Here is a 16,348-nt window from a genome sequence, read left to right as displayed (position 1 = left end):
AACGCTATGTGTCCGCGCCTAAATTCCCCAAGACTTTCCTCGTTTACAGGACAGCTCCCCGTGTCTGTCGGCTCCCCGACAGCGTTCGGCTGTCGCCGGTTTATCTGCGCAGGTTGAACGACGGGCCGATACCCATTGGCCGGAACCCTGCATGAAACGTCCCCGACAAACCCGACGCGCCCTGCTTGTAGCACTTTGTCTGATCCCCGTTATCGCCATCGCCGCCTGGCAAGTGATCCCGCCTGGCCGGGATAAATTCGCCACCGTGCAAGTCAGCCGTGGCGACATTGAAAGCAGCGTCACCGCGCTGGGCACCCTGCAGCCCCGGCGTTATGTCGACGTTGGTGCCCAGGCGTCCGGGCAGATCCAGAAGATTCACGTGGAAGTCGGCGACGTGGTCAAGGAAGGCCAACTGCTGGTGGAGATCGATCCGTCCACCCAGCAGGCCAAGCTCGACGCCGGACGGTTCTCCATCGAGAACCTCAAGGCGCAGCTCCAGGAACAACGGGCCCAGCACGAACTGGCCCGGCAGAAGTTCCAGCGCCAGCAGAACCTCAAGGCCGGCGGCGCGACCCGCGAAGAAGACGTGCAAACCGCCCAGGCCGAACTGCGCGCCACCCAGGCGCGCATCGACATGTTCCAGGCGCAGATCCGTCAGGCCCAGGCCAGCCTGCGCAGCGATCAGGCCGAACTCGGTTACACGCGGATTTACGCGCCGATGTCCGGGACAGTGGTCGCCCTCGACGCCCGGGTCGGCCAGACCCTCAATGCCCAGCAGCAAACACCGTTGATTCTGCGCATCGCCAATTTGTCACCGATGACGGTGTGGGCCGAAGTTTCGGAAGCCGACATCGGCCACGTCAAACCCGGCATGACCGCCTGGTTCACCACCCTCAGCGGCGGCAACCGGCGCTGGAGCAGCACCGTGCGGCAGATTCTGCCGGTGCCGCCCAAGCCGCTGGACCAGACCAGCCAGGGCGGCGGCAGCCCGGCCAGTTCGAGCAAAAGCGGCAGCGCGCGCGTGGTGCTGTATACGGTGTTGCTGGACGTCGATAACGCCGACAACGCGTTGATGGCGGAAATGACCACCCAGGTGTTCTTCGTTTCCGATCAGGCGAAAAACACCCTGACAGCACCTGTTGCGGCGTTGCAGGCCGGCACTGAAGCCAATAGGCAAATTGCCCAGGTCGTCGCTGAAAACGGCAGCCTCCAGCAACGCGATGTGCGCACCGGCATCAGCGATCGTCTGCGGGTGCAGATCCTCGACGGTTTGCAGGAAGGCGATCACCTGCTGATCGGCCCGGCCGACGGGAGTGGCGGCTGAATGCAGACGCCTCTGATCGACCTGCAGGACATCCGCAAAGCCTACGGCGGCGGCGACTCACCGCAAGTTCACGTGTTGCGCGGCATCGACCTGTCGATCCACGCCGGGGAGTTCGTGGCGATTGTCGGTGCCTCCGGTTCCGGCAAATCGACGCTGATGAACATCCTCGGTTGCCTCGACCGTCCGACCTCGGGCGAATACCGTTTCGCCGGGCAAAACGTCGCCGCCCTCGACAGCGACGAGCTGGCCTGGCTGCGCCGCGAAGCCTTCGGCTTTGTGTTCCAGGGTTATCACCTGATCCCGTCCGGCTCGGCCCAGGAAAACGTCGAGATGCCGGCCATCTATGCAGGCTTACCGGCCGCCGAACGCCACGCCCGCGCCGCCGCCCTGCTCGACCGCCTCGGCCTCGCTTCGCGCACCGGCAACCGTCCGCATCAACTTTCCGGCGGCCAACAACAACGGGTATCGATTGCCCGCGCCTTGATGAACGGCGGCCACATCATCCTCGCCGACGAACCCACCGGCGCCCTCGACAGCCACAGCGGCGCCGAGGTCATGACCCTGCTCGACGAACTGGCGAGCCAGGGCCACGTGGTGATCCTCATCACCCACGACCGCGAAGTCGCAGCTCGAGCCAAACGCATCATCGAAATCCGCGACGGGCTGATCATCAGCGACAGCGCCCACGACAATCCTGAAGCACAGACCTCGGCCAACCCCGGCGCGCTGCAAGCGGTGGATCTGCGCAAGCGCCTGACCGAAGGCGCCGAAGCGACCGGGGCGTGGAAAGGCGAGCTGATCGATGCGGTGCAAGCGGCGTGGCGGGTGATGTGGATCAACCGCTTTCGCACGGCGCTGACGTTGCTCGGCATCATCATCGGCGTAGCGTCGGTGGTGGTGATGCTGGCCGTCGGCGAAGGCAGCAAACGCCAGGTCATGGCGCAAATGGGCGCCTTTGGCTCGAACATCATTTACCTCAGTGGCTCGTCGCCAAACCCACGAACGCCGCTGGGTATCGTCACCCTGGATGACGTCGCGGCGGTGGGAAGCCTGCCGCAAGTGACGCGCATCATGCCGGTCAACGGCCAGGAGGCCGGGGTGCGTTTCGGCAACCTCGACCACTTGAGTTACGTCGGCGGCAACGACACCAACTTTCCGGCGATTTTCAACTGGCCGGTGGTAGAAGGCAGCTATTTCACCCAAGACGATGAACGCAACGCGGCGGCAGTCGCGGTGATCGGCCACAAGGTGCGGACCAAGCTGCTCAAGGACGTGGCCAACCCGATCGGCCAATACATCCTGATCGAGAACGTGCCGTTCCAGGTGGTCGGCGTGCTCGCGGAAAAAGGCGCCAGCTCCGGCGACTCCGACAGCGACGACCGCATCGCCATCCCGTATTCCGCCGCAAGCGTGCGGTTGTTCGGCACCCACAATCCCGAGTACGTGGCCATCGCCGCCGCCGACGCGCGCAAGGTCAAGGAGACCGAAATCGCCATCGAGCAATTGATGCTGCGCCTGCACAACGGCAAGAAGGATTTCGAACTGACCAACAACGCCGCGATGATTCAGGCCGAAGCACGCACACAAAACACCCTTTCGCTGATGCTGGGCTCGATTGCCGCGATTTCGCTGCTGGTCGGCGGGATCGGGGTCATGAACATCATGCTGATGACCGTGCGCGAGCGCACGCGCGAGATCGGTATCCGCATGGCCACCGGCGCCCGTCAGCGCGACATCCTTCGCCAGTTTCTGACCGAAGCGGTGATGCTTTCGGTGGTGGGCGGCCTCGCCGGGATTGCCCTGGCGCTGATCGTCGGCGGCGTGCTGATCCTCAGCGAAGTCGCTGTCGCGTTCTCTTTGATAGCGGTGCTTGGCGCTTTCGGCTGCGCCCTGGTCACCGGTGTTGTCTTCGGCTTCATGCCGGCCCGCAAAGCTGCCCGACTCGACCCGGTCACGGCCCTTACCAGTGAATGATCTCTCCATGAAGCCGCAACTGAGTTTACTGACCCTCTGCCTGTTGCTCGGCGCCTGCGGCACGCCCGCCCAGCGCCCGGACAGCGGCATCCAGCCGCCCTCCTCCTGGCAATCGCCGCACACGCAAAGCGCCACCCGCAGCAACCTGCAATGGTGGACGCAGTTCGGCAGCCCGCAGCTGGATCAACTGATCGAACAGGCGCGGGTCGGCAGTTACGACCTGGCCGCGGCCATTGCGCGAGTACGCCAGGCGCAGGCTGAAACGGTGGTTGCCGGAGGTTCGCAACTACCCGAAGTCAAGGCTGCCATGAACGCCAATCGGCAAAAACTGCTGCGCGGCAACGGTTACAGCCAGCTCGACGCCGACAGCGACAACAAGGCCGTCGATTACTTCAACGCCAGCCTCAGTGCCACTTACGAAATCGATTTCTGGGGCGGTCAGCGGGCTTCCCGTGACAGCGCGCAATTCGCGTTGCAGGCCAGTGAGTTCGATCAGGCAACCGTGGAATTGACGCTGCTCAGCGGCGTTGCCAACACCTACGCGCAAGCCTTGTCGCTGCGCGAGCAAAGTCGCATCGCCGAGCTGAACCTGGCGAACGCGCAGAACGTGTTGAAACTGGTGCAGACCCGTTTCGACTCAGGCTCGGCAACGGCGTTGGAACTGGCGCAGCAGAAGAGCTTGGTAGCGGCGCAACAACGGCAATTGCCGCTGGTACAGCAACAGGCGCAGGACGCATTGATCGGCCTCGCCGCCCTGCTCGGCCGGCCGGTTCAGGAACTGGCGCTGGGTCAGGAGCGCTTTGATCAGCTGTCATGGCCGACCATCGCGGCCGGCGCACCCAGCGAACTGCTAACCCGCCGCCCGGACATCGCCCGTGCCGAAGCGCAACTGGCCGCCGCGCAAGCCGACGTCACCGTCGCCCGCGCGGCGATGCTGCCGAAGGTGACCTTGAGCGCCGAACTGGGGTCGGGGGCAGATCGGGCCGCCGACATTTTGCGCAGTCCGTTCTACAACCTCTCCGCCGGATTGCTTGCGCCGGTCTTCAACAATGGTCGCTTGGGTGCCGAGCGCGATAAAGCCACTGCCCGCCAGGAAGAACTGCTGGAGACGTATCGCGGGGCGATCATCAACGGCTTCGCCGATGTGGAAAAAGCCCTCAACAGCATTCGCGGGCTGGATGCACAGCGTCAGTGGCAAAGCGAAGAACTGAACCAGGCGCAGACCGCATTCACTATCGCGCAAAGCCGTTATCAGGCCGGGGCCGAGGATTTGCTGACGGTGCTGGAGACCCAGCGCACGTTGTACGCGGCGCAGGATTTGAATGTGCAGCTGCGGTTGTCGCGGTTGCAGGCGAGTATTGCGCTGTACAAGGCGTTGGGTGGCGGGTGGCAGGTTTTGTGATTTGAGTTGATCGTTCCCACGCTCTGCGTGGGAATGCCTCCACGGACGCTCCGCGTTCGGCTCCTGATGGGACGCAGAGCGTCCCGGGCTGCATTCCCACGCAGAGCGTGGGAACGATCATGTGACGATCGGCTTGGCCTTCAAATGCCTTGCATACCAAGGCCGCTGCGGCACTTTGCGGAACAGGTCCGCCAGTTTTTTCTCGTCCTCGCCAAAGGTGATGCGCAACGCCAGTTTCATGGTTTCCGGGTCCATCTCAACCGACTTGCCGGTCTGCAACCCCGGCGTCGTGCTGCAACCATGGGTACTCGGCCCCAGCCACGGATCCGCCACCTCGACCCAACGCCCCGGCGCAAACCACGCCACACCATTGACCTCCAGCCGACTGACCTCCCTCGGATGAAAGCGCTCATGGGCGCGGAACCAGTCTTCCAGACGATCATCGATCCAGCCGTGGAAATGCCAGAACACCGGGTTCACATGAGAGGAAAACGGGTCGCCGAGAAAGTCGTTCTCCGGCGCATACCAGCGCGCGGAAAAGTCCGCCGGATCCCGGGCAAAGGGCACCGGCTGGCCATTGGACGGATCACGCGGCACCGAGGCCCAGCGCATGTGCAGCCAGTCATGCAGCCCCAGCTCGACCTCTGAACCGAACTGACCCAAGGTGAGTTTCGACAGATAACGCGGATCACGGTAGCGCGACTCCCAGACCTGGAAGTTGCTGTGATACGTCTCGGCCGTCTTGATATCGCTGACCCATTGCGAATATTCGGCATCGTCGTCAGCCTGCCAGGTTGGCGGCAGCGCGGTGCCGTCGTGGTTGTCGCAGTAATTGGCGAAGCCGATGCGATCGCGCACCAGCTCCGGCTGCGGCAATGGAAAATGCTGCCACGACGGCAAGTCCTGCATCGACCGCGCCGTGCCCAGCATGTGACGGTGCATGAAGAAAAAGTCCACGCCCGAGCCGTTGCGATCCTTGCGCGCACCACGGGCATCACGCTCCTTGTCCCGTGGGCCGGGCTGCCAGCCAATGCCTCGCAGGGCGTTGCGCTTGTCTTCGGACAGGGTGTGCCATTTGTCCCGCGAGGCATGCCAGAGCTGGTGAAACAGTCGATGTTCGGCGGACACCAGCCACGCCAGCAGCGGTGCATTGAGACCGGCGCGCTCGCGGGCCTCGGGGAACACCCGCTTGACCGCGATGAAGCGATTGTCCTGCGCGGTCATCATCAGCGGCCGATCGAGGTTCAATACGCGGCCACTGAGGGTGCCGCTGCCGGCATTGCCGAAACCGGCCCAGACCTCGTCCAGCGACATGCTGAATTCGTAATCCGGCATGCCGTTGGCAGCGTTGGCACTGACCAGCCGCCAGCTCAACTCGGCCGGTTTGGCCTCTGCCAGATCGCCCAGCACCCGGTAGCGCGGTTCATCGCTGGAGCGCAAACGCTGGGCGGTGTCGAGGAACCCAATCAAGCCGCGCCCTTTGTGACCGACGTCGAGAAACACTTCCAGCCCGTCCCGTGGCAGGCCTTCGATCCCGGCGTCACGCCCTTCGAAACGAATCTGCCAGACACCGCGCAAGGTGTTCGCCAGATGCTGGCCGGCGACATCCGCCACATCGAATGAAGCTTCGCCGGGGGTGATCGTCGGATCCGGTTTCGTCCATTCGCGATGCCCATAAAAAGCCGCAGGCACGGCGGCGCCGGTCAGCGCCAGGCCTGCCATGAACCATCGTCGAGAAATCGTCATTGCCCTACCTGTGTCAGCCATGAAGCAGGCTTTATCCAAGCTAGAACGTTTGTTGCCTTTACAAATTTATGGTGCCCCCGAAAGATCGTTCCCTCGCTCTGCGTGGGAATGCCTCAATGGACGCTCCGCGTTCGGCTTTGGAAGGGACGCGGAGCGTCCCGGGCTGCATTCCCACGCGGAGCGTAGGAACAATCACGTCCAACTAAATTTCTTGGCCAGCCACTCGTTCTTCCCAGATAGCAAAGGCCCCTGCGCCCGCACCGGGGCGGCGAACCTGACTGAGATGGCAATGACAAAACCACGTTCGAAAAAGGCTCTCTACATCGGCCTGCCGCTGGCCCTGGCGATCAGTGCCGGGGCAGGCTTTGCAGCCTGGGATTACGGGTTCAAGGACAACCCCGGTTACCCGGTCAAAGTGATGAAACAGGCCGATGAGCTGCAAGAGCGCATCCTCTCCTTCGACAGCCACGTCACCGTGCCGCTGGATTTCGGCACCGCCGGCAATGAAGCGGACAAGGACGGCACCGGCCAATTCGACCTGGTCAAGACCGGACGCGGACGCCTGTCCGGCGCGGCCCTGACGATTTTCGGCTGGCCGGAAATCTGGAACGGCGCCAACGCCCCGCATCGCCCGACCGCCGGTTTCGTCGACGAAGCCCGGTTCGAACAGGAAACCCGCTACAAAATCATCAGCACCCTGGTTCGCGACTTCCCCAACCAGGTCGCCATCGCCTACACCCCGGACGATTTCCGCCGCCTGCATGGCGAAGGCAAGTTCGCGATCTTCATGAGCATGCTCAACGCCTACCCGCTGGGCAACGACCTGAATGCCCTGGACACGTGGGCCGCTCGCGGCATGCGCATGTTCGGTTTCAGTTACGTGGGCAACAACGCCTGGGCCGATTCGTCCCGACCCCTGCCGTTCTTCAATGATTCGCGCGACGCCCTCGGTGGCTTGTCGGAGATCGGCAAACAAGCGGTGCATCGCCTCAACGATCTGGGCGTGATCATCGACGTCTCGCAAATGTCGACCAAGGCCCTGGAGCAAGTCGCTCAGTTGAGCCGCACTCCGATGGTCGCCTCGCACTCGGCACCGCGCGCCCTGGTGGACATCCCGCGCAACCTCAGCGACCAGGAAATGCAGCTGATCAAAAACAGCGGCGGCGTGGTGCAGATTGTCGGTTTCCCGACCTACATCCGCCCGCTGAGCCAGGCCACTCAGGACAAACTCAACGCCCTGCGCGCACGCTTCGACCTGCAACCGTTGCAAGGCCTGGAGATGGCGCTGATGCCGGGCGACCCGATCATCACCGTCTGGTCCGAACAACGTTTCGGCGAGTACGCCAGCCAGCTCTACGCCATCGTCGACGAAGAACCGAAAGCCACGCTGAAAGATTACGGCGACGCGATCGACTATGCGGTGAAGAAAATCGGTATCGACCACGTCGGCATCAGCTCCGACTTCAACGACGGCGGTGGTCTGGATGGCTGGAAGGATGTCAGCGAAGCTCGCAACGTGACGGCCGAGCTGCTCAGTCGCGGCTACAGCGAGGCCGATATCGCCAAGCTCTGGGGCGGGAATTTCCTGCGGGTCTGGGACCAGGTGCAGAAGTCGTCCAGACCTGTGGCGAAAAACTGATGCCTTCTTTTGCAAAAGCGAACCGAACTCATGACTAACCGTCGTTCATTCCTAAAGCAGGCCGGTATTCTCGCGGCTGGCCTACCCCTGGCTTCTGCCGTGAATCTGCCGGCGCTGGCTGCCACTCCAACGCCGCTATCCAAGGACAAATGGGGGCAGTTGCGCCAACTGTTCGACCAGGATCCGGACTACCTGCACTTCGCCAACTTTCTGGTAACGTCCCACCCACGGCCAGTGCGTGAGGCGATTGAACGCCACCGCGCCAACCTCGACCGCAACCCGGGCCTGGCGATGGACTGGGACCTGGGCGAAACCGAAAAACGCGAGCAAGCGGTTCGCGTCTGGGCCGGCCGTTACCTCAAGGCCAAGCCCGAACAGATCGCACTGACCGGCAGCACCACGGAAGGCCTGTCGCTGATCTACGGCGGCATCCATGTGCGCCCGGATCAGGAAATCCTCACCAGCGAGCACGAACACTACGCCACCAACTACGCCTTGGGTTACCGCCAGCAAAAGGACGGGGTCAAGGTGCGCAAACTCAAGCTGTTCGAGAACAGTCACAAGGTGTCGGCGGATGAGGTGCTGGGCTCGATCGCCAAAGGCATCCGCCCCGAAACCCGTGTGCTGGGCATGACCTGGGTGCAGTCCGGCAGCGGCGTGAAACTGCCGATCGGTGAAATCGGCAAACTGGTGGAGGAGCAGAATCGCAATCGCGAGGAAAAGGACCGCATCCTGTATGTGGTCGATGGCGTGCACGGGTTCGGTGTCGAAGACCTCGATTTCCCCGACATGCACTGCGACTTCTTCATCGCCGGCACCCACAAATGGATGTTCGGGCCGCGCGGCACCGGGATCATCTGCGCCCGTTCCGCCGAGCTCAAGGATGTCACGCCGACGATTCCGACCTTCTCGGAAGCCACCACGTTCTCGACCATCATGACCCCGGGCGGCTACCACAGCTTTGAACACCGCTGGGCCCTGGACGAAGCGTTCAAGCTGCACCTGGAACTGGGCAAAGCCGAGGTACAGGCGCGCATCCACGCCCTTAACACCTATGCGAAAAACCGGTTGCTGGAACACCCGCAGATTGAATTGGTCACGCCAAAGAGCCCGGACCTGTCGGCCGGGTTCACCTTCTTCCGGATCAAGGACCGCGACTGCGAAAAAATCGCCGTCCAGCTGATGGAAAAACGCGTGGTCTGCGACTCGGTGGACCGCGACGTCGGCCCGGTGATCCGCATCGCCCCGGGCCTGCTCAACACCGAGAACCACATCGAGCGCTTCATGGCCTTGCTGAGCAAGATCGCCTGACGCAAAACGCATTCTGTGTAGGAGCGAGGCTTGCCCGCGAAGGCGACCTCAAGATTGCCTTCGCCGGCAAGCCTGGCTCCTACAGGTTTCGTTATCGCCACGCTTTTTATTTTGACTGAGACAACTCATGAACAGCAAACCAATAACCGTGCCCCTCAAGGCACTCGCCCTGACCGCCCTCCTCGCCGGCCTGCTGCCAACCGCCGCCCAGGCGGCCACCGCCCCGCAACCCGGCAAAGTGTTCAAGGATTGCCGCGACTGCCCTGAAATGGTCGTATTGCCCGCCGGCACTTTCACCATGGGCACGCCGGACGATGAGGTCGGTCGCGAACCCGACGAAAGTCCGATGCACGAGGTGACCTTCGCCAAGCCGTTCGCCATGAGCCGCTTCCAGGTCACCGCCGGTGAGTGGGGCAGCTACGTGCGCGAGAGTGGCGTGACCATCGCCAATGGCGACACCCGGCCGGGTCGCGAGTGCGCCGCCAGCAAACCGCGTTACCCGCAAGGCCCACGTCAGCCGGCGGTGTGCATGAACTTCGATGACGTAAAAAACTACGTCGCCTGGCTCTCGAAAAAGACCGGGCAGAAGTACCACATGGTCAGCGAAGCCCAACGCGAATATGCCGCGCGCGGCGGCACCCAAGGACCGTTCCCCTTCCCGTTCGATGAAGGCAAGGAATACAGCATCAGCCAACACGCCAACACCTACGGCCCGGCGGACGGTTACAGCTACAGCTCGCCGGTGGGCAGCTATGCACCGAACGCGTTCGGCATGTACGACATGCACGGCAACGTCTACGAATGGGTCGAAGACTGCGAGCATCCGAACTACGTGGGCGCGCCCACCGATGGCAGCGCCTGGGTAGAGCCCAACTGCGAAGCCGTGCGCATTCGTGGCAACGACTGGGGTGAAGCGCCGGTGTTCTCCCGCTCCGGCAACCGCAACAGCCAGTACCAGCAAGAGCGTGGCGACTGGATAGGGTTCCGTATCGTGCGTGATCTCTAAGCCACACCCCTTTGATCGTTCCCACGCTCCGCGTGGGAATGCATCCCGCGACGCTCTGCGTCACATTCACCAGCAGAACGCGGAGCGTCCCTGGCGGCATTCCCACGCGGAGCGTGGGAACGATCATCTGTGTAGTGACAGTAAGCACCACCAGTCGGCAACCTTGTAAATTAACCCCTCGATCAGACGTTCTACTGGGTATCTGCCTTTATACCCAAGGAACTGTCTTCCATGACCCAGCCTCCCCGTGGCGCCATCGGCGAGTTGTTCGCCTTGTTGAAACCGTTTCGACTCATCGTCTCCGCGTCCATTTTCCTGGGCATGGTCGGCGGCTTGAGCGTCACGGTGCTGCTGGCGACCATCAACAACGCCCTGCATTCGGACACCGGCCTGACCCAGGGCGTGGTCGCGTTGTTTGCCGGCCTGTGCCTGCTGGCGCTGCTGAGCTCGATCTGCTCGGACATCGGCACCAACTACGTCGGCCAGCACATCATTGCCAGGTTGCGTAAACAGCTCGGTGAAAAAGTCCTCTCGGCACCGATCGAACAGATCGAACGCTATCGCAGCCACCGCTTGATTCCGGTGCTGACCCACGACGTCGACACCATCAGCGACTTCGCCTTCGCCTTCGCCCCGCTGGCGATTTCCCTCACCGTGACCCTGGGTTGCATGGGTTACCTGGCGATCCTGTCGTGGCCGATGTTCCTGATCATGGTCGCCGCGATCCTGATCGGCACCGCGATCCAGGCCTACGCCCAGAGCAAGGGCGTGCAGGGTTTCATGGCCGCCCGTGACGCTGAAGACGAGCTGCAAAAGCACTACAACGCGATTGCCGACGGCGCCAAGGAACTGCGCATTCATCGTCCACGCCGCCAGCGCATGTTCGTTTCGGGGATCAAGGCGACAGCCGATTTCATCTGCAAGACCCAGGTGCGCTCGGTCAACACCTTCGTGATCGCCAAGACCTTCGGCTCGATGCTGTTCTTCGTGGTCATCGGCCTGGTGCTGGCGCTGCAATCCTTCTGGCCAAGCGCCGACAAGACCGTGATGAGCGGCTTCGTGCTGGTGCTGTTGTACATGAAAGGCCCGCTGGAACATTTGATCAGCACGTTGCCGATTGTCAGCCGCGCGCAGATTGCCTTCCGCCGGATCGCCGAGTTGTCCGAGCAGTTTTCCACCCCCGAACCGCACTTGCTGCTCAGCGATCAGGGCAACGTCAAACAAGCCGTGCATGAACTGAAACTGGTCGATGTGCGTTTCGCCTTCCCCGCTGTCGAAGGCGCAGCACCCTTCCAGCTGGGCCCGGTCAACCTGACGATCAAGCAGGGCGACATCACGTTTATTGTCGGCGAGAACGGTTGCGGCAAGACCACGCTGATCAAATTGCTGCTGGGCTTGTACACGCCGCAACAGGGCGAGATCCGGGTCAACGGCGAGGCAATCGATGCGAAGAACCGTGATGACTACCGCCAGTTGTTCACCACGATCTTCGCTGACTATTACCTGTTCGATGACGTGGTCCAGGGCGACACGCACATCCCCGAGGACGCGAACAAATACCTGCAACGCCTGGAAATCGCGCACAAGGTCAGCGTCAAGGACGGCAATTTCACCACCACCGACCTCTCCACCGGCCAGCGCAAACGCCTGGCGCTGGTCAATGCCTGGCTCGAAGAGCGCCCGGTGCTGGTGTTCGATGAATGGGCGGCCGACCAGGACCCGACCTTCCGCCGGATTTTCTATACCGAACTGCTGCCGGACCTCAAGCGCCTGGGCAAGACCATCATCGTGATCTCCCACGATGACCGCTATTTCGACGTGGCCGACCAGTTGGTGCGCATGGAAAGCGGCCGGGTCGTCACCGAGCTCGCGCCGGCCTGATAAATCGTACCTGTAGGAGCCAGGCTTGCCGGCGAAGGCGATCTTGAGGGCGCCTTCGCCGGCAAGTCGGATCGCCGCACCGCTGGCTCCTACAAAAGCCACTCTGCCGCATCGTTTCTTCTTTCTGAAATTTATTTGACGGGTTTCTTTCCGGTTTTTGGTTTGTGCCGCGTCTAATAATAATTCTTATTAACAAAAACTCTGCACAACACTTTTCAGGAGCTCAGGTAAGTAATGCGACCTCAACCACGCCGCACACCTCTCGCGCTGGCCGTACAGCGCCCGACATTGCATCGCACCCTGTTCACCAGCGTACTGCTGACCGCCACCTTGCTGGGGAGCTCGATGGCCAATGCTGCACCTGTAAAAGTGAATATCGCCGTGCAGCCGCTTTCCAACGCGCTGACCGAGCTGGGCATGCAAGCCAACCTGCAGATCCTCTACAACCCTGATCAGGTAGCGGGCATCAAGTCCCGTGCAGTGTCCGGTTCGCTGGAGCCGTCCGAGGCCCTGAGCGCCCTGCTTAAAGGCACCGGCATTTCGTTCCAGATCAATGGCAACAGCGTCACGCTGGTGTCCGGCGGCGGTTCGGGCCTACAACTGGGCGCGACCACGATTTCCGGCCAGGCCCTGGGCCTGACCACTGAAGACACCGGCTCCTACACCACCGGCGCCACCACCACCGCGACCAAGCTACCGCTGACCCTTCGCGAAACGCCGCAATCGGTGACCGTGGTGACCCGCCAGCAAATGGACGACCGTGGTGTACAGAGCGTCGGCGACGCCTTGCGCAACACCCCCGGCATCACGTCGCAGAAGTACGACAGTGACCGTACCGAATTTTCCGCCCGGGGCCAGGCCATCACCAACTTCCAGTACGATGGCGTCAACACCATCTACGACGGTGTGTACGGTGAAAACCCGAACAACAGCGACGACTCGGCCAGCCTCGACCACATCGAAGTCATCAAAGGCGCTACCGGCCTGATGACCGGCACCGGCGACCCGTCCGCCACGGTCAACCTGATCCGCAAGAAGCCGACCAAGGAATTCAAGGCCTCGGTCAGCGCCACCGCCGGCCGCTGGGACAAATACCGTGCTGAAGGTGACATTTCCGGTTCGCTGACCGATTCCGGCAACGTCCGCGGTCGCTTCGTGACCACGTATCAGGACGCCAATTCGTACCTGGATCACTACAGCCAGAAGAAAGACCTGTTTTACGGCGTCCTCGAAGCCGACCTGACCGACGACACCCTGCTGACCTTCGGCATCGACAAGTCCAGCGCGACCCCGCGCGGTTCGTCGTGGACCGGTAACCCGACGTACTTCGCCGATGGCGGCCGTACCGAGTTCCCGCGCCACTTCAATTCGGCTGCCGACTGGAGCCGTCGCGACTTCGACAGCACCACCTACTTCGCATCGCTGGAACAAGCGCTGGCCAATGACTGGAAACTCAAAGTCAGCCTGGACCAGAAAACCACCGATCACGACACCCAACTGGCCTCGGCCAGCGGCGGCAACCCGGACCGTGCCACCGGTGAAGGCATGTTCCTTTACTGGGGTCGCTGGGAAGGCCATCGCGTGCAGAACACCGCTGATGTGAACGTCTCCGGCCCGTTCAGCCTGGGCGGTCGCGAGCACGAACTGGTCGCCGGTGTCATGGCGTCCCACTCGCGCCAGACTGGCTCGACCTACGACACCAGTGCGTTCTCCCAAGTGCCAGGCAGCATCTATGACTGGAACGGCGAATTGCCGAAACAGGAGTTCCCGAAAAACGGCAAATACGAACGCACCCAAAGCCAGAACGGCGTTTACCTGGCCACGCGCCTGCGTCCGACCGACGACCTGTCGTTCATCCTCGGCACCCGCCTGAGCACCTTCAAGTACAACGAAGACTACAACTACAACCCGGGCGCCGGCCAGACCGATACCCACGCCAGCTACAAGGAACATGGCGTCGTCACCCCTTACGCCGGTGTGGTTTACGACCTCAACGACACGTACTCCGCTTACGCCAGCTACACCAATATCTACCAGCCGCAAATCTACAAGGACGCCAACGGTTCGACTCTGCAGCCGGTTGAAGGCAACGCTTACGAGACCGGTCTGAAAGCGGCCTACTTCGAAGGCAAGCTGAACGCCAGCCTGGCCTTCTTCCGCATCGAGCAGGACAACGTCGCTGAATCGATCGGCACCAACCCGGTCACCAACGAAGGCATCTACAAAGCCATCGACGGCGCGACCACCAAAGGTGTGGAACTGGAACTGGCCGGTGAACTGGCCGAGGGCTGGAACCTGTCCGCCGGCTACACCTACGCCCGGACCCGTGACCAGGACGAGCAACGGATCTTCGGCTACCCGCTGTCCACCACCCGTCCTGAACACGTCGTTCGTACCTTCACTACCTACCGTCTGCCTGGCGTGATGAACAAGTTCACCGTCGGTGGCGGCGTGAGCTGGCAGAGCGCGTTCTACGGCAAGATCTACAGCGCCAGCGCGGGCGACTACACCCAGATCAAGCAAGGTGGCTACACCCTCGTGGACCTGATGACCCGTTACCAGTTCGACGACCACCTGAGCTTCACCGTCAATGCCAACAACGTCTTCGACAAGAACTACCTGACGGGCCTGGGCAACTTCGATACCACGTTCTACGGCGAGCCGCGTAACGTGCAGGTCACCGCGAAGTATGAATTCTGAATCGTGAGCTGAAATGAAAAATGCCCGTGTCGTGAGATGCGGGCATTTTTTTGGGGGGGCAGATTTGTGTTGAATGTCAGGCCGTCATCGCGAGCAGGCTCACTCCCACATTGGATCTTCAGTGTTCACAAAATCCCTGTGGGAGCGGGCTTGCCCGCGATGGCGATTGCCGAGACAACAAAATGCCCTGAGCCGGACACAAAAAAACCGCCACCCCTGACCCAGGCATGGCGGTTTTTTTCATTTCAACTCAAACCCGCGAACGCACCCACCCCGCCACTTCCGAGTGAATCCCTTCCACTTCCCCCAACAACCCTGCCATGCGCATAAAGTCATGGGTCATCCCCGGCTGCTCCAGCAACGTCACCTCATTGCCCGCCGCGCGCAACAGATCGGCATACGCCCCCCCTTCGTCACGCAGCGGATCATGCCCGGCCAGGTACACCAGCGCCGGCGCCACGCCTGACAGATCCGCCGCCAGCAACGGCGAGCAACGCCAATCCGCCAGGTCATCCGGCGTGCGCCCGTAATGCGCGTAGAACCAGTCCAGCGTCGGCGTCTCCAGCAAGTAGCCCTCGGCGAAATCCCGGTGAGAGGCTCGTTTAGTCGTCGCATCCGTCACCGGGTAAAGCAACACCTGCGCCTTGGGTTTCAACGCCAGTTCCTCAGGTTCACGCACCGCCATGATCGACAACACCGTGGCCAATGTCGCGCCCACGCTGTCACCGACCAGCGCCACCCGTTTCGCGTCCAGCCCCCGCGCTGCGCCTTCACGCACCAGCCAGTTGCCGGCATCGCAGGCGTCCTGCACCGGCGTCGGGAAACGCCATTCCGGCGCCAGTCGATAATCCACGGTCAACAACGCAAACCCGCCTTGCGAGGCCAGTCGCCGGCACAGCGCATCATGGGAGTCCAGGCTGCCGACCACATAGCCGCCGCCATGGAAATACAACATCACCGGCTGCAAGCCATCGGCCGCCTGCCCATCGCGATACAGCCGCGCCGACAGGTTGTGGCCGTCCCGCGCGGCGATGGTGAAGTTCTCGCAGGCCACGTTGTCCAGCGGCACGTCGAGAAACCCGGAGGAAGCTTCAAAATCGATCCGCGCCTGTTGGGGCGACTGCTCATGCATCGCGCGACTTTTGCCGGTCATCCGGCCGAACTCGGCGAGTTCGAGAAATGCTTCAAGTTCTGGCAACACGGCCATGGGACGAATCCTTTAAATAAACAAGTAAAAAAATGCGAGAAGAGCCGTGATCTGTAGGAGCGAGGGGGGGGGGGGCGGGGGGGGGGGGGGGGGGGGGGGGGGGGGGCGGCCCCCCCCCCCCCCAAAAAAAAAAATAGTAGAGATCACAATGGGAAACA

Annotated in this window: 10 protein-coding genes; 8 read left to right on the top strand and 2 right to left on the bottom strand. The window is 62.1% G+C overall.

What is annotated here, in order from left to right; all coding sequences use genetic code 11:
- The first annotated feature begins 151 nt into the window (after positions 1–151).
- The 3 genes from ACIQV9_RS21290 to ACIQV9_RS21280 are packed head-to-tail and all read left to right on the top strand — an operon-like array spanning position 152 to position 4,700.
- Complete coding sequence (locus ACIQV9_RS21290; protein WP_403105451.1) at positions 152–1,324, top strand: efflux RND transporter periplasmic adaptor subunit; 1,173 nt, start codon at positions 152–154, stop codon at positions 1,322–1,324.
- Entirely contained in the window at positions 1,325–3,298 is a 1,974-nt protein-coding gene (locus tag ACIQV9_RS21285; protein ID WP_403105448.1) for a MacB family efflux pump subunit, read from the top strand.
- A 7-nt stretch (positions 3,299–3,305) separates the two neighbouring features.
- Positions 3,306–4,700, top strand: coding sequence for an efflux transporter outer membrane subunit (locus ACIQV9_RS21280; RefSeq protein WP_403105445.1), 1,395 nt, complete (start codon positions 3,306–3,308; stop codon positions 4,698–4,700).
- A gap of 117 nt (positions 4,701–4,817) precedes the next feature.
- On the opposite strand, the gene ACIQV9_RS21275 is transcribed toward ACIQV9_RS21280, so the two are convergent.
- Entirely contained in the window at positions 4,818–6,446 is a 1,629-nt protein-coding gene (locus tag ACIQV9_RS21275) for a PvdJ/PvdD/PvdP-like protein (protein WP_403105442.1), read from the bottom strand.
- A gap of 289 nt (positions 6,447–6,735) precedes the next feature.
- On the opposite strand from ACIQV9_RS21275, the gene pvdM reads away from it, so the two are divergent.
- From pvdM to ACIQV9_RS21250, 5 genes are all read left to right on the top strand, one after another.
- A complete protein-coding gene (gene pvdM, locus ACIQV9_RS21270; protein WP_403105439.1) occupies positions 6,736–8,085 on the top strand; it encodes a pyoverdine-tailoring dipeptidase-like protein PvdM in 1,350 nt (449 codons plus the stop codon).
- A 30-nt stretch (positions 8,086–8,115) separates the two neighbouring features.
- Positions 8,116–9,396, top strand: a complete 1,281-nt coding sequence (locus tag ACIQV9_RS21265) for an aminotransferase class V-fold PLP-dependent enzyme (RefSeq protein WP_403105436.1) — start codon at positions 8,116–8,118, stop codon at positions 9,394–9,396.
- 127 nt (positions 9,397–9,523) lie between these two features.
- Positions 9,524–10,402: a formylglycine-generating enzyme family protein gene (locus ACIQV9_RS21260; protein WP_403105433.1), complete on the top strand. Its 879-nt coding sequence runs from the start codon at positions 9,524–9,526 to the stop codon at positions 10,400–10,402.
- Positions 10,403–10,633: 231 nt separating this feature from the next.
- Positions 10,634–12,283 (top strand): cyclic peptide export ABC transporter, encoded by a 1,650-nt coding sequence (locus ACIQV9_RS21255; protein ID WP_403105430.1) that lies wholly within the window; start codon positions 10,634–10,636, stop codon positions 12,281–12,283.
- Positions 12,284–12,517: 234 nt separating this feature from the next.
- Positions 12,518–14,983 (top strand): TonB-dependent siderophore receptor, encoded by a 2,466-nt coding sequence (locus ACIQV9_RS21250; RefSeq protein WP_403105416.1) that lies wholly within the window; start codon positions 12,518–12,520, stop codon positions 14,981–14,983.
- Positions 14,984–15,233: 250 nt separating this feature from the next.
- Here ACIQV9_RS21250 and ACIQV9_RS21245 read toward each other — a convergent pair whose 3' ends face one another.
- Positions 15,234–16,190: an alpha/beta hydrolase gene (locus ACIQV9_RS21245; protein WP_403105414.1), complete on the bottom strand. Its 957-nt coding sequence runs from the start codon at positions 16,188–16,190 to the stop codon at positions 15,234–15,236.
- Between the last annotated feature and the right edge of the window lie 158 nt (positions 16,191–16,348).

Source organism: Pseudomonas sp. NPDC099000 (assembly GCF_044759925.1).
Lineage (GTDB): Bacteria > Pseudomonadota > Gammaproteobacteria > Pseudomonadales > Pseudomonadaceae > Aquipseudomonas.
This window is presented reverse-complemented; position numbering and strand designations above follow the sequence as displayed.

What these genes read in the sequence shown, in the direction of transcription:
- ACIQV9_RS21275 (WP_403105442.1), bottom strand. Translation starts at nt 6,446, where the DNA reads ATGACGATTTCTCGACGATGGTTCATGGCAGGCCTGGCGCTGACCGGC.
- ACIQV9_RS21265 (WP_403105436.1), top strand. Translation starts at nt 8,116, where the DNA reads ATGACTAACCGTCGTTCATTCCTAAAGCAGGCCGGTATTCTCGCGGCT.
- ACIQV9_RS21260 (WP_403105433.1), top strand. Translation starts at nt 9,524, where the DNA reads ATGAACAGCAAACCAATAACCGTGCCCCTCAAGGCACTCGCCCTGACC.
- ACIQV9_RS21285 (WP_403105448.1), top strand. Translation starts at nt 1,325, where the DNA reads ATGCAGACGCCTCTGATCGACCTGCAGGACATCCGCAAAGCCTACGGC.
- ACIQV9_RS21290 (WP_403105451.1), top strand. Translation starts at nt 152, where the DNA reads ATGAAACGTCCCCGACAAACCCGACGCGCCCTGCTTGTAGCACTTTGT.
- ACIQV9_RS21280 (WP_403105445.1), top strand. Translation starts at nt 3,306, where the DNA reads ATGAAGCCGCAACTGAGTTTACTGACCCTCTGCCTGTTGCTCGGCGCC.
- ACIQV9_RS21255 (WP_403105430.1), top strand. Translation starts at nt 10,634, where the DNA reads ATGACCCAGCCTCCCCGTGGCGCCATCGGCGAGTTGTTCGCCTTGTTG.
- ACIQV9_RS21250 (WP_403105416.1), top strand. Translation starts at nt 12,518, where the DNA reads ATGCGACCTCAACCACGCCGCACACCTCTCGCGCTGGCCGTACAGCGC.
- ACIQV9_RS21245 (WP_403105414.1), bottom strand. Translation starts at nt 16,190, where the DNA reads ATGGCCGTGTTGCCAGAACTTGAAGCATTTCTCGAACTCGCCGAGTTC.
- pvdM (WP_403105439.1), top strand. Translation starts at nt 6,736, where the DNA reads ATGACAAAACCACGTTCGAAAAAGGCTCTCTACATCGGCCTGCCGCTG.